At 69.7% G+C, this 19,370-nt stretch carries 17 protein-coding genes; 9 read left to right on the top strand and 8 right to left on the bottom strand.

Annotation, left to right across the window (positions count from 1 at the left end; translation table 11 throughout):
- Window positions 1-25: 25 nt before the first annotated feature.
- The 3 genes from AB0F72_RS03905 to AB0F72_RS03895 form a co-directional block, all read right to left on the bottom strand.
- Window positions 26-2,836 (bottom strand): glycosyltransferase, encoded by a 2,811-nt coding sequence (locus AB0F72_RS03905; RefSeq protein WP_360424661.1) that lies wholly within the window; start codon window positions 2,834-2,836, stop codon window positions 26-28.
- The gene (locus tag AB0F72_RS03900) at window positions 2,833-4,575 is read right to left on the bottom strand and encodes a stealth family protein (RefSeq protein ID WP_360424658.1); all 1,743 of its coding nucleotides are present in this window, start codon (window positions 4,573-4,575) and stop codon (window positions 2,833-2,835) included. Before AB0F72_RS03900 ends, AB0F72_RS03905 begins: the two co-directional genes overlap by 4 nt.
- Window positions 4,576-6,215: 1,640 nt before the next feature.
- Window positions 6,216-6,491 (bottom strand): hypothetical protein, encoded by a 276-nt coding sequence (locus tag AB0F72_RS03895; RefSeq protein WP_360424655.1) that lies wholly within the window; start codon window positions 6,489-6,491, stop codon window positions 6,216-6,218.
- 481 nt (window positions 6,492-6,972) lie between these two features.
- Here AB0F72_RS03895 and AB0F72_RS03890 point away from each other — a divergent pair, with 481 nt between their 5' ends.
- The 5 genes from AB0F72_RS03890 (at window position 6,973) to AB0F72_RS03870 (ending at window position 10,754) form a co-directional block, all read left to right on the top strand.
- Window positions 6,973-8,031 (top strand): ATP-binding protein, encoded by a 1,059-nt coding sequence (locus AB0F72_RS03890; protein ID WP_360424653.1) that lies wholly within the window; start codon window positions 6,973-6,975, stop codon window positions 8,029-8,031.
- Window positions 8,028-8,420 (top strand): STAS domain-containing protein, encoded by a 393-nt coding sequence (locus AB0F72_RS03885; RefSeq protein ID WP_360424650.1) that lies wholly within the window; start codon window positions 8,028-8,030, stop codon window positions 8,418-8,420. Before AB0F72_RS03890 ends, AB0F72_RS03885 begins: the two co-directional genes overlap by 4 nt.
- A gap of 162 nt (window positions 8,421-8,582) precedes the next feature.
- Window positions 8,583-9,056, top strand: a complete 474-nt coding sequence (locus AB0F72_RS03880; RefSeq protein WP_360424647.1) for a hypothetical protein — start codon at window positions 8,583-8,585, stop codon at window positions 9,054-9,056.
- A gap of 217 nt (window positions 9,057-9,273) precedes the next feature.
- Complete coding sequence (locus AB0F72_RS03875; protein WP_360424644.1) at window positions 9,274-9,975, top strand: GAF and ANTAR domain-containing protein; 702 nt, start codon at window positions 9,274-9,276, stop codon at window positions 9,973-9,975.
- Window positions 9,972-10,754, top strand: a complete 783-nt coding sequence (locus AB0F72_RS03870; RefSeq protein ID WP_360424641.1) for a GAF and ANTAR domain-containing protein — start codon at window positions 9,972-9,974, stop codon at window positions 10,752-10,754. Before AB0F72_RS03875 ends, AB0F72_RS03870 begins: the two co-directional genes overlap by 4 nt.
- Before the next feature lie 32 nt (window positions 10,755-10,786).
- Here AB0F72_RS03870 and AB0F72_RS03865 read toward each other — a convergent pair whose 3' ends face one another.
- The 5 genes from AB0F72_RS03865 to AB0F72_RS03845 all read right to left on the bottom strand — a co-directional run bounded on the left by AB0F72_RS03865 (window position 10,787) and on the right by AB0F72_RS03845 (window position 15,111).
- Window positions 10,787-11,629 carry a GAF and ANTAR domain-containing protein gene (locus AB0F72_RS03865; protein WP_360424638.1) on the bottom strand — a complete coding sequence of 281 codons (843 nt, stop codon included), beginning with the start codon at window positions 11,627-11,629 and terminating at the stop codon, window positions 10,787-10,789.
- A complete protein-coding gene (locus AB0F72_RS03860) occupies window positions 11,556-12,272 on the bottom strand; it encodes a GAF and ANTAR domain-containing protein (protein ID WP_360424635.1) in 717 nt (238 codons plus the stop codon). Before AB0F72_RS03860 ends, AB0F72_RS03865 begins: the two co-directional genes overlap by 74 nt.
- Before the next feature lie 174 nt (window positions 12,273-12,446).
- Window positions 12,447-13,022: a hypothetical protein gene (locus AB0F72_RS03855; protein ID WP_360424632.1), complete on the bottom strand. Its 576-nt coding sequence runs from the start codon at window positions 13,020-13,022 to the stop codon at window positions 12,447-12,449.
- Window positions 13,019-14,347 carry a hypothetical protein gene (locus tag AB0F72_RS03850; protein WP_360424629.1) on the bottom strand — a complete coding sequence of 443 codons (1,329 nt, stop codon included), beginning with the start codon at window positions 14,345-14,347 and terminating at the stop codon, window positions 13,019-13,021. The genes AB0F72_RS03855 and AB0F72_RS03850 overlap by 4 nt, the downstream gene beginning before the upstream one ends.
- The gene (locus tag AB0F72_RS03845; protein WP_360424625.1) at window positions 14,344-15,111 is read right to left on the bottom strand and encodes an ATP-binding cassette domain-containing protein; all 768 of its coding nucleotides are present in this window, start codon (window positions 15,109-15,111) and stop codon (window positions 14,344-14,346) included. Before AB0F72_RS03845 ends, AB0F72_RS03850 begins: the two co-directional genes overlap by 4 nt.
- Before the next feature lie 147 nt (window positions 15,112-15,258).
- Here AB0F72_RS03845 and AB0F72_RS03840 point away from each other — a divergent pair, with 147 nt between their 5' ends.
- The 4 genes from AB0F72_RS03840 to AB0F72_RS03825 all read left to right on the top strand — a co-directional run bounded on the left by AB0F72_RS03840 (window position 15,259) and on the right by AB0F72_RS03825 (window position 19,338).
- The gene (locus AB0F72_RS03840) at window positions 15,259-16,497 is read left to right on the top strand and encodes a histidine kinase (protein ID WP_360424622.1); all 1,239 of its coding nucleotides are present in this window, start codon (window positions 15,259-15,261) and stop codon (window positions 16,495-16,497) included.
- Window positions 16,494-17,162, top strand: coding sequence for a response regulator transcription factor (locus AB0F72_RS03835; protein WP_360424619.1), 669 nt, complete (start codon window positions 16,494-16,496; stop codon window positions 17,160-17,162). The genes AB0F72_RS03840 and AB0F72_RS03835 overlap by 4 nt, the downstream gene beginning before the upstream one ends.
- A 312-nt stretch (window positions 17,163-17,474) precedes the next feature.
- A complete protein-coding gene (locus tag AB0F72_RS03830; RefSeq protein ID WP_360424616.1) occupies window positions 17,475-18,752 on the top strand; it encodes a helix-turn-helix domain-containing protein in 1,278 nt (425 codons plus the stop codon).
- Window positions 18,753-18,876: 124 nt separating this feature from the next.
- Entirely contained in the window at window positions 18,877-19,338 is a 462-nt protein-coding gene (locus AB0F72_RS03825; RefSeq protein WP_360424613.1) for a RidA family protein, read from the top strand.
- Window positions 19,339-19,370: the final 32 nt, after the last annotated feature.

Here is a 19,370-nt window from a genome sequence, read left to right as displayed (position 1 = left end):
GCCAGGCCCCATCTCGATCGGCTATTTAGGACTCGGTCCCACTCGTGCCGGCCTGGACGAACTCCTTGGCATGCGCCGGCGTGGCCGGCGCCTTGGCCGGCTCCCGGCCCAGGGCGGCGATGGCCTCGGTGACCCGGGCGCAGTTGTCACGGTCCCGGTGGGCGAAGAAGGACGTCGCCCGCTGGGTGTACTCGTCCTCCCGCTTGCAGCCGTTCTCCAGGTACCGCACGATGGCGTCGACGGTCTGCTCGGCGTCGTCGCACACCGGGCCGAATCCGTCGCGAGCGGCGTCGAAGTACCCCTTGCGGTAGTGACCGGTCCACCACTCCTCCGGGTCGAACTGGGCGTAGACCAGGGGGGTGCCCATGTAAGCGACGTCGAAGGCGGTCGACGACCAGTCCGTCACGAACAGGTCGGCCTGGCGCAGCGCGTCCTGCACGCTGCGGGTGGACTGGTCGACCATCGCGAAGCTCTTGTCGTCCGGAAGGACGTCCTTGACCAGGTCGCGCATCTCGTAGTGCGGGAGGAACTCGAGCGTGTAGCCGTGCTCCTTCAGCGCCATCCGCAGCTTCTCGCTGCCGAACAGCTCGAGCAGGAAGCGCTGGTAGTTGGAATCCTCGAACTTCACCTTCGCCGGGGCCCCGCCGTACGACGGGGCGACGAGATAGACGCGCCAGGTCGGCATCAGCAGAATCTTGCGCTTGCCGTTGTCCGGCGTCAGGGCGTCGAAGCGGGGCAGGCCCAGCGGCTTGGCCGCGTCGCCGTAGCCGAACTGGTCGCCGACATAATCCGCCTCGGCCTGCGCCGACGTCACGAACAGGTCGACGTTCGTGCGCGCCCGGTGCAGGGCCCGGCTGACGTCATTGCCGATGACGCCGTGCTGCAGGAAGACCCGGGAGGCGCCGATCCGCCAGCTGAGGTGCTTCAGGAAGTCGGGTTTGGTCCACGTCGGCGGCAGCATGTACGAGTCGATGTCGTACGAGTTGATCAGGCGCTTGGCGTGCAGCAGCAGGAACTTGTGCCGCAACGAACCGTGCTTGACGACATGGCCCAGCTTGCGCACGCCCTGCGGGTCCGGGCTGCCTTTCTCCAGCAGGTAGTAGACGTCCTTGCGGCGCGCCCCCTTACGCAGATGCCGGAACAGGTGCATGGAGTTGTCCTGGGCGGTGTCGCGACGCTCACCGACCAGCCAGATGTCCCGGCGCTGCATGAAACGCTCAGTGGCCGCGCGCAGCAGGCGCCACTTCCAGAGCGGCCGGCGGTGCCGGGCATGACCCAGGTCGCGGCGCAGCAGCTCGCGGCGCCAGCGGCGATCGTCCGCCTTGTTGCTGGCCCGCCGGACGATCAGGGTGGCGATGTCGGGCGCTGTGAAGCGGGCCAGGATTCGCCGGCCGCCGGTGGTGATCACCCGAGCGTCACGCAGGAACGCCGCGGACATGCGGCACCGCCGGGACGCCTGCCCGGTCGGGGTCAGGAACACCAGCCGGAGCTGGTGTTCGCCGCTGCGTAGCTGCTCCACCGGGATCCGGGCGGAGAAACCGCTCCACTGGCGCTCGCCCCGTACCTCTTTCTGGTCGATGCTGGAACCGAGCAGGTCACGGCGGTACACCGGTCGAGCCGGCGCGGTGATCCGGCTGCCCCGCACACGCAGTGCCAGACCGGTGGTGAGGGGCTCGGTCAGCGGCATGCCGTTGAGGACCAGATGACCCGACACCTCCAGCTCGTCACCCTCGGGCGTCAGCTGGGTCTGCTCGAGCACCGCGTCCACCCGGCTGACCCGGGTCAGGGGCAGCAATCGAGCCGGCACCGGGTAGTCGAGGTAGAGCTCACCACTCGATGCGAGTACGCCGCGCAGCTTCTCCTGCGGGTGGGCGAACAACTCGAAGTCGTCGAGGATGTACGCGACGAAGGGCACCCGGTGCCGGGTGTCGGCGGTCCACCGCACGATGAAGGACACGTCGATGTCGCGGTAGATACGCTGGCAGGTCTCGAAGATCTTGCGCAGGTCCGCGACGTCGAAGATCTCCGGAGCACGGACGGCGAAACCCTGGTAACTGCGAACCAGGAAGCGCTCGAGGGCCTCGTGGCGGAACGCGTCCAGGTTCGGGCGCAGATCGGCCAGGTAGCGCACCAGCTCCAGGTGATCCCAGTAGTTCTGCGGCCGGATGAACAGAGCGTCCATGATGGAGTCCTGCGTCGGCCGCTTGCGGTACTGGTAGACCACCTCGTCGACGAGCGCGATGCCCTCGGCGCGCAGCATCATGGGGATGACGAGGAAGGCGTCCTCGAAATGCACGCCCTCACCGAACCGCAACCCGTGTGCCCGGAGCTGGGCAAGGTCGTAAACCTTGTGGCAAGGGCCGGCCGCGAAGATCAGGTCGGGCGCGTCGGCGATCGACTCGAAGAGCCGGTCGCCCTTCCCGAAGTACTTGTGCCACAGGAACTTGGACGAGTTCGGGAAGGTGTCCATGTTGCCGATGGAGACGCTGGCGCCGTGCTGGACGATCGCCTTCAGGAGCCGTTCGATCGCAGTGGGGGGCAGCAGATCGTCGGAGTCGCAGAAGGAGATGTACGGGGTGTCGGCCATGTCCATCGCCAGGTTGCGCGCCACGCCCGGGCCGGCGTTCTCCTGCGAGATCGCTTCCACGTTCGGATGGCGGTCGGCGAATTCCGTGGCGATCTCGAAGGACGTGTCCGAGCTGCCGTCGTCGACCAGGATGACACGGCACTTGTCGAACACCGTCTGGGCGGCGACGGAGTCCAGCGTCTCCGGCAGGTACGCCTCGACGTTGTATACCGGAATCACCAACGTGACCTCGTACGAGGAATGGCTCATGATCGGCGACTTCCTGGTGCGAGCGGCGCCGGGCTGCCGGCCGCCGGAACTGAGGGGGGTGTCGTGCTGGTGGTTCGCTGTTTCGGCACCAACGTCCCGGCCTCGGCCGGAGTCGCCCCGCCTGGTCCGTCCACGGAGCCGGGTGACGGCTGCGCGGAGCGCTCCCACGGCGCCGGCACGGGGAAGTACGTGGAGAGGAATCGGTGCATGGTGGCGTGCTGCCGAGCGAGGAACTCCGGTTCGCCGTCCGTGTCGTTGACGCAGAAGACGTCGAAGTGCCGCTTGGCGAGGGCCAGCCGCAGCACCGAGGGGGTGTCCTGGGCGGCAAGGTCGACGTACATGTACCGGATGTCGGCGACGACGGCGCGCTGGCTCAGGAACGCGTAGTACTGGTAGAGCGACGAGGTGGGCGACACGTCGTCGGGGTGGCGGAACTGGTGGTGCGAGGTCGCGGTCAGCTCGGCCGAGTACTTCTCCGCGATCTCGGCCAGCACGCTCCGGCGCAGCGCGTGCGGCACGTGCTTCATCTTGAACGTCACCTGGCGGCCGAACTCGCGATCGATGATCTGCCGGTTGTTCTTGCCCGCCGCGGTCGAGGGGATGTCGCCGTCCACGTCGACCGGGCCGGGGCCGACCTTCGCCCGGGACAGGAAGATCTTCGACATCCCGTTGGCCTGGAAGAAGTGGTGCGGCGTCACCGGCCGGCCGAAGAAGACGTCGTCGTTGCAGTAGATGAAGTGCTCGGCGAGCCCTTCGATCTGGTGCAGCTGGCTCTCGATCGCATGCGAGTTGAAGGTGGGCAGCGTGCCCCGGTCGGCGAACAGCTCCTTGTGGCTGACCACGGTGATCCGGGGATCCTCCTGGTCCAGCCAGGTGGGCACCTGGTCGTCGGTGACCAGGAAGATGCGGCGGACCCAGGGCGCGAACATCAGGATCGAGCGCAGCGAGTAGCGCAGCTCGTCCCGGCTGATGAACCGCGACTCGTTGGCGGACTGGTCGTTGAGGGCGTCAGTGTGCCCGCCGAGCGCGTGGTCGCGCCGCGCACGCCACACCGGGTCCTCGCCGTCGACCCAGGTGTACACCACGTCGATCGGGAAGGTGATGTCCTCGAGCAGGTCGCCGACCAGCTCCTGGCGCGTCGGGTACTCCCCGGCGCCTTCGGTGTCGGCGGCCACCAGGCGGGTGAACGACCGCTCGGGCAGGGAGACCAGCGGGCCGTCGACGGCAACCTCGTCGGAGGCGCGGTTCGGCCGCGGGGCGTGCAGCTTCCCGTCCTTCTCCGACCAGAACTCGATGTCGCAGCCGCTGCCCAGGCCCAGCACGATCGAACCGGTGGGGTCGGTCAGGAACCTCGCGACACGCAGGACGCGCGCCCGGCCGAACTGCTCCCAGCTGCGCGCGTTGGCAGCCAGGCGCATCTTGCCGGCCCGGTAACCCGCCATCTCCGCGACGTACGTCGGGATGTCGCCGGCTGCGGCGGCGAGCGCGGCGAGCGCCGCCGGCCGGTGCTTCTCCGGTACGGCAACCGTCGAGGTCAGGTCGTCGAAGCCCCGGACGACGAAGTACGGCACGGCGGCGGCGCCGAGAACGCGGGTGACCGCTTCCAGGTTCGCCCGCCGGGCATGCAGCGGCGTGCAGCCTTCGACAACCTGTGCGACGGCCAGTCCCTGGTCGGAGTGGGCAAGCGCGAAACTGTCGCTCTTGAGGAACCGCGCGAACCGCTTTTTCGCGTAAGTCACCTGAATGGCGTCCACACCACTGGCGACCGGCCCACCCTGGGTCAGCCTTCTGGTCAGAAACGCATACAGTTCGGGGGATAGGCGTTCTTTGACGCCGTGGCGCATCCGCTGCGGAACGAGCACGGCATACGTGCGTAGTAGCCGAGACCGGGTCGGCGGGCGGAGGACCTGCCGCTTCCCACTCGCATGATCTCCTGTAGATGTCCGCATTGCGGCTTACCTTCCCTGCGGGCGAATTCAAGCGGTGGAAGCATTCGACTCGACGAGTTCCGCGAAAATCTCGGAGGGCTTCTTCCGTGCGGGGATCTTACGGGGTCGATCCTTGAAATCGGAAGCCGCCATCCACAGGTTCTCGTTGCTACGGCGAGTACTGATGGACGAAGAACAGAAGAACACTGGTGAGCCGGCCGTGGCGATCACCGCCTCGCCGGCAGTGGGCGGGTCATGGCCCGGAAGCGATAACACAATGGAAGCAAGTCGATACAACTCCGCGGGATGATCGGTGCCGCACCCCTGAGCGACCCGGGCTCAACGGGGTTGATCGAAACGGTTGCGCCCTTGTTTCCGCAGGTCACGGCCTTGCCTGAAGAGGCCCCGGGTGATCCGCGGTCTCCCGGATCGATCCGCCGCTCGAACGTACTGATTCAGTCGCAGCCGCATTCGAAACGGTCGCGACGTCCGATTGATCGCTGATCAGTCACGCCGCCATCGCCCTGCGTACAACACGCCCACAGTGGAGCGGCCAGGCATCACTGCCGCGGAGCCTGCGGCGTCGGCATGCCGGACCCGGCGACACGAAGCGGATCATCCCGCCGTTGTGGCGTCTCCGACGGCGGGAGGGGCACTCGAAGCCATCCCATCCGCGGCGTCGAGTGATCCATATCTCCTCCGGCCGGATGTCGCGGTGTGGATGTTTTGGCCTGATTGTTCCGACCTGCGCCAGGTCATACCCTCGGCGCCATCACGACGAGGGCCCCGGCGCTTCCGCGCCGGGGCCCAGGGTTACGGGTCTTACTACACCATCTACCGACAGGTTCGTCGGCTTGTCGTATCCACACCGGCCGCGAACTTCAGCGGCTTGCGGTGTGAGGATCGCATAAGCGTGACCGGAGACCACCTCACGTTCGATGGAGACTGCGGTGTCCACCCCCAGAACCAGAACCGCGTCCTGACGGCGGGCGATCCAACGGTGCTGAACCCTCCCTTTCCTCTGCTTCCATTACCTGAACTGCTGTCGTGCCATCCACCGGTGCGGGAACCCCACGCAAACTTCATGGCCCCGCGCACGTACGGCAGAATTTTCTTGCCTCAGGCACAGCCCCGAACCTGCATCGGCCCTGCCTGCGTGCCCTGACCTGGAATTACGTCAAGGTCTTGTCTTGCCACTGCCTTGCCTGGAGCGCGGTCATGCACTCCATCGCGGTGCCGAGCGAGCCACGAATCTCCGGGCCCTGCTTGACGCTCGGCCTGCTACGTCCGCGTCTTCAACGATCTTCGCTGTCAACGACAGAAACATTAGCTGGTGTCTTCGAGAAAGTCTAGCTTGTGCGGCACAGATTTTCTGGGCCGCGTTGCCCACCTTGGGCGGCACGGCAGATTGCCTGCTCAGGCCGGCGGGCGGGTTACCGCCGGACCGGAGCTCAGTGCGAGGTCACGCGCCGCTGGTCGGAAGCGGCAACCTCCTCAGCGCTGCTGACGGCCCAGCGTTCGGTGCGGCTGTCGTAAAGGATGATGCTGTCGTCGTACAGGACGATCCGGTCGAGATAGCTGTCCGGGTCCGCAGCGGTAGTGGCCTCCTGATCGAACTCCGCGAGCGCAGGGATGACGTCAGCCAGCAAGATCGCCATCGTCATGGACGGTTCGTCGAAGGCGCGATTGAGTTTCTCGGCGACCTCGTGCGCGGTGGCGGTCATCATGAGTCCTTCGTCGTGCGCTGGTAGGTGCGATGGGGGTGCCGGTGGCGGTCCTGTGCCCGCGACGGGTGCCGCTCATGCACGGTGCGTACACGGGCGGTTCCGGATCCATCGGCCGCCGCCGTTCACAACCTCGCCATGAGGGCGCCACGTGCGGACCGTGCGGCCGGTCGACCGGCACAAGCGGACTCCCGGATCAGCAGCTCAGGGCGTACTTTCCGCCCAGCGAGGCCGGGACGCCGGTGCCCCCGTACGCCGGAATCCGGAGTGATGCGGTCGGCTGCCGCGTCGTGGCTCTTGTCCCTCTTTCGAGTCACCGGGGAGGTTGTCACCTCGCTAGACGGCTGCGGGCTTCACGTCCGGGTAGCGTGGGAGACGAATCCGCTGAAAGGCGGAGGATCCCCTGTCTCGGTGGGATGCCGGCGTCTGCGGTGCCGGGTCTGAACTCGTCACGGCGGTGCCGAGACAGACGCGAGGTCCAGTGATGACCGGTCCACCTGATCACGCCGGAAAGGCAGCGACCAGCAAGGATGGGCGCGGTAATGGGCGCGGCAATGGGCACCGGGACCGGGTGTGGGACCTGGTCAGCGCCTACGGGCCGGACATCACCGGGCTGTGCCGGTCGAGCGCCGCGCTGATGTCAGGCGTCGCCGGTATGGGCCTGTCGGCCGGTCCGCCCGGGACGGTTCCCAGCGTCCGGTTCTTCAGTGACACGGCCAGCTCGCAACTGGAGTCCGCGCAGGTCACCCTGGACGAGGGCCCGTGCCGGGACGCGACAGCGACGCGACGACCGGTACTGGTGGCCGATCTCGCGGTCGGATCGTGGCGGCAGCGCTGGCCGTGGTTCACCCCGGCCGCGTTGAAAGCCGGGGTGCGGGCCGTGTTCGCGCTACCCCTGCACGCCGGCGGAGTACGCCATGACGGGGCCGTCGACCTGTATCGGCACACCCCGGGCCCGCTGAACAGCGCAGATCGGCTGGCGGCGACGACGTTCACCGCCGCGGTCACGGAGCTACTCACTCTCGAACGCCACGACCTGGACCTGACCGGCGTTTTCACCCGCGGCTGGCGCGACAGCCGGCCCGAGAACCGGGCTGACGCGACCGACTCTGGCGCATCCGCCGCCGCGCCGCCGGTCGCGGGCAGTGTGCTGCTCGCCTGCTGGTTCGGCCCGGCGATGCTGGGTCCGATCCGTGCGCGGATCCATGCCCTTGCCACCGGGCAGGGGCTGCACAGTGGTCATGCGCACCGGTTCGTGCTGGCGGTGCACGAGGCCGCGGCCAACGTCGTGCGCCATGGCGGCGGCCACGGTCAGCTGCTGCTGTGGCGCCGCGACGGCCGTCTGTGGTGCGAGATCAGCGACCACGGCCCCGGCAAGCCCGCACCCGATCCGTCCGGAGGTCATCCCGCCGACCCCACCGCTCCCAGCTGGTCCGGCATGCAGATCATCCAGCGGGCCTGCACCAGCGTGGACATCACCACCGATTCCAGTGGCACCCGGCTGCTGCTGAGTCACCGGCTCGACCCGCGCTCTCGACCATGAGCAACGAGAATGCCGGCTGGCCTGATGCCGACGAGGTGGAGAGGCGCCTGACCGTTACCGAGGTGGGCGTGCGCCAGGACGTCGTCCGCGTCGCGGTCACCGGCGAACTCGACATGGGTACGGCGGCCGTGCTGCACCGGCGGCTGTGCGAAATCCGCGGCGCCCGGCCCGCCGGACGCCTGGAGCTGGATCTGTCCGCTCTCGGGTTCTGCGATCTCACCGGTCTGCGCGCGCTGGACGCCCTCGGCCGGGCGAGTTCCCCGGCCTGGTGCCAGGTGCATATCGTCGCGGCGGGACCATCACTCGACCTCCTGCTGGACCTGTGCCGGATGCCAAGGCTCCTGGGCTACATCCCGCCCTCGGCGCACCGCGACGGCGCAGGCCTCTGACGGGACTCCGGCCGGCGGACCTCGGACCCGTCATCCCCTTGGATGGTTCGGCTGCTACTACCTGCCGTCATGTCGTACTGTCGTGGGATAGTCACGTGTCTCGTGACCGTCTGTCGCTCCGGACCTCGGCGACTCGTCTTGCCGATCGCTCTTGGAGCTTCCATGCGTTTCAGCTCGCGCGCGCTTGCCACACAAAAGGTGTCTCCGGTGGACGCCGGCTGCGCCGCATGCCGCACCGGGTCGTTGAACGGTCACCTCAGCGCATTGATGGATCAGATCTCACGCGGTGACCGGGACGCCTTCGCCATACTCTTCGACCACACTCGTGACATCGTCCGCAGCCGAATCGACTCACGCCTGCCGGACCCACGTAGCGTGGGGGCAGTCTTCGCGGCCACCTATGTCGAGGTGTGGTGGCTTGCGGGCTGTCGCACCGGACGGGACGAGGACGTCGTCGCGTGGATCAACCAGATCGTCGGGCGGCGTATCGCGGACGCCCGGCCGCCATCCGCTCCGCCGGAGCGAACATCCGACGAAGCCGTCGATTTCCAATACTCGCGGTCCGTGCTGGAACTGTCCTCACTGCTGGGACGACCGGCGGACCCATTGACGCCCAGTGATCCGGGACGGTGCTGACAACCGGGTCGTCGCGAAGCGGGACGTGGAACCGCAGCGGTGTAGCCTTGCCGTATCGACTCGTTCGGGTGACCTGGTCTTACGCGACCTGCGCTCCGTCTATCGCCCCCGGATCCGGGACGGGTGTCACGCACCGCCTGCGATCGGAGGCGCCCCGTGGGCGCACCGCAATCCCACATCGTCTCGCAAGACAGCGTCAGCCGCGCCGGGGTGTGCCATGACTGAGCTGTCCCAGGACGCGAGTGCCCTGGTCACGGAGCTCTGCGCCGCAGGCGGCACCGCAGCCTTGTGCCAACACTGCCATACCGCGCTCGACACCGTTTCCGGCGTCGGGCTGACGGTGTTCACCGGCTCCGCGGGCCGGTTCGTGGTCGGTACTGACGGAATACTCATCGACCAGATCGAGGACCTGCAGATCAGTCTCAACCAAGGACCGTGCCTGGAGGCGGTACGTACCTGCCGGCCGGTACTGGTCGACGACCTGGCCGCCGCTTCGGCGACCGTGCGATGGCCGGCGTTCACGGTGCAGGCCCGGCGTCACGGCGTCGCCGCGGTCTTCGCCTTCCCGGTACTCGTCGGCGGAACCGCACTGGCCGTTCTGGACCTGTACCGGACCACCGCCGGCCCGCTGCCCAAAGATGATCATCAGCAGGCGGCCGCCTACGCCACCGCAGCGGCCGTACTGCTCACCGATGACGCCCGGGCCCGCGCGACGGCGCAGGACGGCGCGTCGGTACCAGCCGGGGCCGCACGTACTCAGCAGGCGCTCGGGATGGTCATGGCGCAGGACGGCTCGGACGCTGCCGCGGCACTGCACCGGCTACGCCGGCACGCCGCCGATCACAACCAATCCCTCGCTCACATCGTCGACGAGATCTTGACCGGCCGGCTGCGTCTCGATCCCGCCACCGGCCTGTGAGAGCCGCACAGGACTCCGGTATCCCTTACGCCTCCCCGGAACGTGTCGGTGCCGCCCTGCTCGAACTTGCCGACACCGTCGGCGACGAGTTTCAGCTCTCCCGGTTCCTGCACCGGCTCACCGCTCACTGCCGGCAACTCCTCGACACCGACGGCGTCGGTGTCATGCTCGCCGATCCCGGTGGGGCCTTACGCCTGCTCGCGGCATCCAGTGAGGACACCCGGCGACTCGGGATGGCCGAATTGGAGGACGACGACGGCCCCTGTCTGGAGGTCTACCGCAGCGGCAACGCCATCACTCATACCGGCTTCGACCCGGCCGGTTCCCGGTGGAGCAACCTCGCCGCGCCCGCACGCGTCGCCGGGTTCCGTGGCTGCCACGCCGTCCCGATGCGACACCGGAACCACAACATCGGGGTGCTGAGCCTCATCCGCCGCATCGGTGAACCGCTCCCTCTCGACCAGCAGCGACTCGCACAGACACTGGCTGACATCGCCACCATCGGGCTGCTGCAGCGGCGTGCCCTCTCCGCCCACCGCACCACGGCCGACCAGCTCCAGCAGGCGTTCACCAGCCGCCTGGCCGTCGAGCAGGCCAAGGGAGTGCTCGCCGAACGGCACAAGATCACCCCGGAGCAGGCCTTCCAGCGACTACGCCGACATGCCCGCAACACCAACCAGAAGCTCCACAACCTTGCCCAGGCGATCCTCGACGGCGCCATCACGCTGCCGGAACAGTCGCCACCGAAGGCCGATCACACCCGGCGGTTCCGCCGGTGAGGTGACTACGCCCGGCGAACCGCAGCGAGGCGTTACGGTTCGACGACCTGCCGCAGACTCACCGGGTCCGTGACGATGGCGTGGGCGACCTCGGTCAACCGGCGGTTGTGACGCCGGCCGTAATCCCGGATGACGGTGAACGCGTCATCGACGCTGACACCGTGAGCCTGGGCGACAGCACCCTTGGCCTGTTCGATGATCACTCGACTGTTCAGGGCCCCTTGCAACTGCTCGGAGAGCGCCTCGCCACGGGCAACGGCACGTTCCTGCAGCAGTCCGATGGTGGCCGCGTCGGCCAGGGCCTGCAGAATGGCGACGTCCCCGCTGGCGAATTCGCTGCTCGGAGTCTCACCGAAGACGTTCAGCGTGCCGACCACTTGCCGGCGTAACCGCATCGGGAAGGCGTGCACCGCCTGGAACCCGGAAGCCACGGCGAGTGGTGCGAAGCGGGGCCATCGGGCAGCCGCGCTGCCGAGGTCCACATTGACGACGGGCCGCCCCGTGCGGAACGCCTCCAGACAGGGCCCTTCCTCGTTCTGCAGAACGAACAGCTCCACCAGCGTGACGTTCTCGTCCGAGCCGGCGATGAACTCCAGCCGGCCGTGCTGGTCGGCGAGCAGCATGCCGACGGCAGCCGCCTCGGTCAGGCCGGCGACCCGCTCGGTGAGCATGTGCATGTAGTCAATCACGTTGAACTCGTCGACCAGCGTGTCGGCGATCTCCACAAAGATCGTCGCCAACTGCTGCACGGACACGGTGATCATGCCTGCCTCCCGGCCTGGCCGGCGGTCAAGTGGGCGGTCATGGACGATCGGACCCGAAATCCAGCCGGCGGGCGACCACGTCGCGGGCCACCTCGTCGAGGCGGCGACCATGCGCGAACGCGTACGCCCTCATCCGGACCATTGCCTCACCGATGGACACTCCCAACTGCACCATCACCATCCCCTGGGCCTGGAACAACTCGGCGCGATGCTCCCCCGCATCGTCGAGACTGTCACCGAGGCCCTGCATCACGGCTTCCTCATGCCGATCGAGCAACGCCGTCATGGTGACCTCCGCGAAGGCGAGCGCGTCGGCGAATTCGTCCCCGCGAAGCGAGCCGGTTCGTTTCCGGAACACGTCGAGCACCCCGAGACGCACGGCCCCCATCTGCAGGGGGAACGAGAAGACCGCCCGGATACCGCCCTCCCAGGCGGCCGGACGGTACATCGGCCAGCGCCCCGGCGACTCCTCCTCGATGTCCGGGACCAGCACCGGCCGGCGCAGGGCGAACGCATCCCAGCATGGTCCTTCGCCGAGGACGAACTGCAGCTCCTCCATGCGTTCGGTCAACGGGTCCGATGCGGCGTACACCCCCCGCGCCCCCACCTCGGTCATCACGCTGACCCCGGTCCCCGACGCCGCCAGCGTGTGCGTGGCGGCAGCACACACGCGATGCAGCAGGCCACCGTCGTGGCCCGGCGCGGACGGCGCACCCTCGATCAGGCCACGAATCCTGGCGACACGATCATTCATGACGGCCACCCGGCGCCGGGGCGCACCGGCACCATGGCCCACTGCCGAAGCAGCGAGAAAACCGCAGCTCACGATGCGACACGGGCTGCACCTCCACGCCAGGACTCTTGAGAAAGCTGGGCAGTAAGGACTATTGCACCGAGACTACTGACTTCCACCTCCTCGACACACCGGCTACAGCGGGGCCGGACGGGCGGGGCCGCGAGTCACGTACATGGCAGCACCGGCGACCGCGAAGATCAGGGCGGTCGTCAGGGCCACCGGGCTGTCCGGCGGCTGGCCCGCCCAGGTGAGCAGGTACAGCGCGAACGGCTCCGGCACGGCCGGGATGCCGGCGGACACGCAGCCCGTCACGACCGGCAGGGTCCAGGCCAGCCGCCGGCCGAACAGCGCCGCGGCCAGCGCGGCGAGCCCGGTGAAGCCGGCCGCGTCGCGCAGCACGACGGCGACCGGGGCCGTCGTCACGATCGCCACCACGGCGGCCGCGACCACCAGGATCGCAGCCAGGTGCAGCGCCCGGCGGGGCGCCCAGCGGATCGCCGCTGTCGCGTCCAGGGTGCTGTCCGGCCCGCCCAGGCCATGCCCGAGGACGGCGACGCCCAGCGCCACGGCGAGGGCCGCGGCCGTGACGGCGTGCCGCGACTCGGCCGGTCCGCTTCCGAGCCAGGCGACGGCGACCATGGCCGGTACCGCGCACAGCACTCCGGCCGGCACCTCGCGGGAGCGCAGGTACAGCGCGACGGTCGTCACCGGCCGGCTCCGATGCCGAGGGCCGCTGCCTGGTCTCCGCAGGTCAGGCCGGCTGCGCGCACCGCGGCGACACGGCGTTCCTGCTCGCCGGCAGGCAGGGCGACGAGTGTCTTCCACATCGTGTCGCGCTGGGCCTGCTCGGCCGCGGCGTAGGCCGGGCCGGGTACCGGGTGGCTGCCGTAGAGCCAGGCGGCCGCCACGGCCCGGGCGCGCAGCACGTCGAGGTAGGCGCTCTCCTCGTTTCGGGCGCAGAGCGGCGTACCGGCGCCGGCCAGGATGCGGGCGGTCAGCTCCGCGGGATCCGCGGCCTGGCTGAGGTTGTCGCTGTCCAGCCACGCTTCGGAGGCCGGCTGCGGATGGGCCCGGCCGGGTGCCGCCTCGTGGACCGAGGCCGGCGCGTCCGGCAGTTTTGCGAGCAGGCGCAATCCTTCCCGGGCCGGTGCGACGAGTACGGCCAGCTTCCGGCTGTGTGCCGCTGTGACGCAGACCCGTGGTCCGCCGTCGGTGGTGCAGACCTCAGCGACCGCGGCCGTGTCGACCGGGAAGGCGGTGACGGTCAGCATCGGCGCGGCCAGCGCCAGTCCGAGCGCCGGCGGGACGACGGCCAGCAGCCGTACCAGCCGGTTCGTCGCCAGGTACAGCACCAGTCCGCCGAGCGCCAGACCGCCGAGCCACCAGGCCTGACCCGTGCTGACCGAACCGGCGACCTCCTGGAACTCGGAGATCGTGCTGGTGAAGAAGGGCAGCAGCAGGGCCGGGCCGGGCACCGTGGCGTCGTCGAGTTTCGTCACCTCGATCGCTGCGAGGAGCCCGGCGAGGCTGCCCGCGCCGAGCACGGCCGGGGTGTAGGCGTACGGCAGCAGCCGGCCGAGTCCGAGACCGAGGAATCCCGCCGCGACCAAGGCCAGCACGCCGACGGCGACCACCGCCCACCAGCCGCTGCCGGGATGGCCGGCGGCGGTAGCGACCTTCGGCGCCCCGGCGGCGAGAACGAGCAGGTAGCCGGCGGCCAGCGCGAGGGCCGTGGCGAGGGAGGACGGCCGCAGCCGCCGCCATCCGGGAGCCGGTGTGGTGCCGAGCAGTTCCTCGATCCGGCTGCGCCGGTCCCGGCCGGCCTGCCAGGCGCCTGCTGCCAGGGCCAGCGGCCAGAGGACGACCAGCATGATGCGCTGGAAGACGGCGAGCAGGTGCCATTGCTGGTCCCACAGGCCGGTCTGCCCGGTGAGCGCGAGCAGGTAGAGCCCGGCCACACCGAGCACGGCTGTCGCGGTACCGGCGAGGAGCGCGCCGGAGCGCCGCAGTTCGATCCCGAGGATGCCGCTCACCGTGCCACCGCCGGCGCCGCCCGGTGCCGTTCGATGAGGGCCGAATAGCCGCGCTCGATCGGGCTGTCCCCCGCGTCGGCAGGACTACCGGCTGCCGCGATGTCGTCCGGCGTCCCGTGCAGGACGATGCGGCCGGCGTCGGCCAGCACGACGCTCGTGCAGGCGGCGGCCACGTCCTCGACGAGGTGGGTCGAGACGATGACGCAGGAGCGTTCGCCGAGGTCGCGCAGCAGTGCCCGGAAGTCGAGTCGCTGCTGTGGGTCGAGGCCCACGGTCGGCTCGTCGAGCAGCAGCAGTTCCGGCTCGTTGACGATGGCCTGAGCGATGCCGGCACGGCGCAGCATGCCACCGGAGAGCGCCTTCATCCGTGAACCGGCCCGGTCGGCCAGGCCCACCCGCTCGAGCGCGTTCCGCACGGCACGTCGGCGCTCGGTGACCGGCACCTCTTTGAGCCACGCCATGTACTCGACGAACTCGGTCACCGTGAACCGCGGGTAGTAGCCGAACTCCTGCGGGAGGTAGCCCAGCGCCCGCCGTACCGCACGCAGGTCGGGCCGCCCGTCCATCGGCTGCCCGAGCAGCCGAAGCCGCCCGTCGTGCGGGCGCAGCACGGTGGCCAGCGCCCGGATCAGGGTGGTCTTGCCGGCGCCGTTCGGGCCGAGCAGTCCATGGACGCCGGTACTCAGGCTCAGGTCGACGCCGTCGACGGCCACGTGCCGGCCCGTTCTCACCCGCAGGCCCACGGCTTCCACTGTCGTCGCCACGATCACTCTCCGCTCATCGTCCGGTGCGGCTTCGATCCTGCGCCGGCGGGACGGGGATGCACCTCAGCCGTGTTACCGAGCGGCCTCGCGGTGGCTCGGCCAAAAGAACGAGGCCACCGGGGTACGGGTGTCGTACCGTGACCTTCTGTGTTGATCATCTTTCCGGGGCGCCGGGGACCGCAGCGAGTGCTGGCCGGATTGTCAGCCGTCCTGGTAGCGGCTCTCGTCGTCGTCGAAGGGCTGGACGGCCCCACGCTGCCTGCCAAGATCGGCATCATTGCCAGCGGGCTGCTCGCGGTTGCCGTCGTGCTGCTCGCCGAGGCCCGCCCGTCCGCGGTCGCCGTGGCCGCGGCGGTGTCGGTCGCGGTCTCGGTCGCCTGCGGGCTCGTGCCGGCGATGCGACCCGAGCACACGTTCGGCATCGTGGAGTTCGCCGCGCTGTCGGTGACGGTGATCCGCCTGGTCATGCAGCATCCGATCGTCAGCGCCGCGGGGCCCGCCGCGCTGACGATCCTCGCGATCGGCCTTCTTCCGGTACGGGTCTTCCTTCATCCCGTCAACGTGCGGATCCTGTCGCAGGACGGCGGCCTGGTGGCCGTCGTGCTGGCCGCCTGGGTGCTGTTCGTCGCGCTGCTCGGCCTCTACCTACGCCTGCTGGAACGCCGCCGGGTCGACGCCGACCGGCTCGCCCGCCAGTCAGAACGCCTCGATCATGCCCGCGACCTGCACGACTACGTCGCCCACCACGTGACAGCGATCGTCGCGCAGACGCAGGCCATCAGGTTCGTCACGAGTTCCGGCGCCGCGCCCTCACCCGCGGACCTGGACGCCTTGCTGGCCGACATCGAGAAGGTCGGCGGTCAGGCCCTCACGTCGATGCGTACGCTCGTCGGCATCCTGCGCGACGAGACGCCGACGGCCGTGCCCGCCCCGGCCACCCTGGACGAGATGCTGACCGCCGTCACCAGCACCGTGCCGCCCGGATCCCCCGCACCGGAGATCGCCGTCGACGAGTCGCTGGCGCACCGGCCGTTGCCCGCCCGCACCCTTGACGCGGCACACCACACCGTTCTGGAAGCGCTGACCAACGTGCTGCGCCACACCACCGGGACGACCCGGATCGACATCCGGATCCGGGCCCACCCCGACCGGCCCGGCCTGGCCGAGGTCTCGGTCCGCAACGACGGCAGGGCGGCGCCGTCGCCCGTGCCGGCCGGCGGCTTCGGCCTGACCGGGCTCAGTGAACGGGTCCGCGCCGCGGGCGGCGAGTTCTCGGCCGGGCCGGTCGCGTCAGGCTGGCAGGTCACCGCGATCCTGCCGGTCACCGACCAGCCCTCGGGGGTACGCCGGTTCGGGTTGCGGGCAGTCGTGAAGGGACTCCGATGACCATCCGGCTTCTCCTGGCCGACGACCAGGACATGATCCGTACGGCGTTCCGCATGATCCTCGGCACGCAGCCGGACATCGAGGTGGTGGCCGAGGCGGCCGACGGCGAGACCGCCGTGGAGCAGGCCCGCCGGCTACGTCCCGACGTGTGCCTGCTCGACATCCGGATGCCGAGACTCGACGGACTCGAGGCGACCCGGCTGCTGGCCGGCCCGGCCGTCCGGGACCCGCTCAACGTCCTCATCGTCACGACGTTCGACCTCGACGAGTACGTGTACCGGGCGCTGCGCAACGGCGCCTGCGGCTTCCTGCTCAAGGACACGTCGCCGAACCTGCTGGTGGAGGCGGTCCGCGCAGCCGCCGCCGGGACCACGCTGATCTCGCCGGCGGTGACAGTTCGCCTGCTGGCGCACCTCGCTCCGCGCCGCGACGCCACGGCCGAGGAGGCCGAGGCGCCACCCACCGAGCCGCTCACCGAACGGGAGCTCGCGGTGGTACGCCTCGTGGCACACGGGCACACCAACGATGAGATCGCCGGGCGGCTCTACGTGACGCTCTCGACGGTCAAGACCCATCTCGCCAACGTCCAGCGCAAACTCGCCGCCCGCAACCGGGTCGAGATCGCTGCCTGGGCATGGCGCAACGACGTGTGTTCCCGGGGCTGACCGCCGCCCGCGGAGTTCCTCGGCTCGAGTGGTACCGCGGTACCACCGGGGAATGGGCACCGCGGTCGGATGTCCGGGCGATCCGGCGTCCGTAACGTCGATCTCGCGATCCGGCCGGCAGACCCGGCCGGGGCGCTCAACTCCTCGCGTGCTGAACCCCGTACCCCGGCGGGGCGGTGCGCCCCATGCCCCGGTTCACCGTCGCTTGCCCCTGTTCACCGTCGCGTAGACGAGAGGATTCGAAGTGTTGCTCAGGCTGCCGGTGATCGATGGGGGCCCGGGCCGGCCCGGCGAAGAACGGCTGCCTGATCGATGAGTGACACATTCGGTCGCCGGCTGCGGAACCAGCGGCACGCGGCCCGGCTGACGATGGAGCAGCTCGCGGAACGGTCGGGCGTCAGCGCCCGCGCGATCAGCGACATGGAACGCGAGCGCAGCCGGGCACCGCAGCGGCGGACCGTCCAGGCGCTGGCCGAGGCGCTGGCATTGCCCGAAGCCGAGCAGCCGGCTTTCCTCGCCGCGGCCCGGGCCGGCCGTCCGAGGGCCAGGGCGACGGTGCCGACCGGCCGCTGCGCGCTGCCGCGTCCGGTACCGGATTTCACCGGCCGGAACCGGGAGCTGGCTCAGCTGACCCGGGTCGCGGCGGCTGCCCAGCCGGCCTCAACCGCCGCGCCGGTGGTGACGGTGTCCGGAACGGCCGGAGCCGGCAAGACGACGCTGGCCGTGCAGGCGGCTCACGCGCTCGGCACGGCGTTCACCGGCGGGACCCTCTTCGTCGACCTCCGCGGAATGGACGCCCGCCCGCCGGACGCTACCGAAACACTCGCCCGGCTGCTGAACGCGCTGGGCGTCCAGGACGGCGCGATCCCGGCGGACGGGACCGGCCGGGCCGGCATGTACCGGGAGCTACTGCACCGCCGGCGTGTACTGGTGGTGCTCGACAACGTCGCTGACGAGGCACAGGTCCGGCCTCTGCTGCCCGGTCCCGGGCCGTCGCTGACCGTCATCACCAGTCGCCGGTTGCTCGCCGGGCTGGAGGGCGTCCACCGGGTCAATCTCACGCAGCTACCCGCCGAGGACGCGGCGACGCTGCTGCGGCGCATCATCGGCGACCGGGAACCCGACGCGGTCGGCGAGGTGGCCGAGCTGTGTGGACGGCTGCCTCTCGCGCTGCGCATCGCCGGCAACCGGCTGATGAGCCGGCCGCGATGGACAGTGCGGCATCTGGCCGATCGGCTGTCCGACGAGCGCCGCCGGCTGGACCAGCTCATCGCCGGGGACCTGCGGATCGCTGCCGCTTTCAGCCTCTCGTACACACAGCTGTCCCCACCGGCCCGCCGGCTGTTCCGCCGCTTGTCGCTGGCACCCGTCACGGACTTCGACGCGCGACAGGCGGGATCACTCGATCCGGCGGACCCGGGAAGCATCGAGGACGCCCTCGACGAACTCGTCGAGCTGAGCCTCCTGCAAGCCCATGTCGACGGCCGGTACCGCTTCCACAATCTGATTCGCCTGTTCGCCAGGGAGCGGCTCACCGAGGAAGAACCGGCGATGGAGCGCGACACCGCGGCCGCGTCACTCGCCGGCTGAGAACCCCGCGCATGCGGAAGTACTTCTGCATGCGGTCTCGCGTGTTCCGCCCCGCTCAGGCCGGGTGAGATCAACAAAGGGCGCAGCAGAGCGGCCCGGCCGCGCGACACGAGAGGCGCACACCATGGGGATCTGGAACGACCGGCTCATCGAGCTGGGCATCACGCTGCCGCATGTCGCTGCACCGGTCGGCGGCTACGCGCCGGCCGTCCGCTCCGGCAGGTACGTCTACACCTCGGGCCAGTTGCCCTTCGTCGGCGGGACACTGCCGGTCACCGGCAAGGTCGGTGACGGTGTCGACGTGGCCCAGGCAGCCGACCTGGCCCGTACCGCCGCGCTGAACGCCCTCGCGGCGGTGGACGCACTGGTCGGCATCGACACGGTGGTCCGGGTCGTCAAGGTGACCGGCTTCGTCGCCTCCCTCCCGTCCTTCACCGGCCAGGCGCAGGTCCTCAACGGCGCCTCCACCTTCCTGCACGACGTCTTCGGCGCGGCCGGGATCCACGCCCGCTCCGCCGTCGGCCTGGCGGTGCTGCCGCTGGACAGCCCGGTCGAGGTGGAGATCCAGGTGGAGATCGCGTCCTGACGGATGCCGCCCACACCGAACCTCGCTGCCGC

This window comes from Actinoplanes sp. NPDC023936, assembly GCF_040639325.1.
Lineage (GTDB): Bacteria > Actinomycetota > Actinomycetes > Mycobacteriales > Micromonosporaceae > Actinoplanes.
Note: the sequence above shows the minus strand (reverse complement) of the source record. Positions and strands in the feature narration are given on the sequence as shown.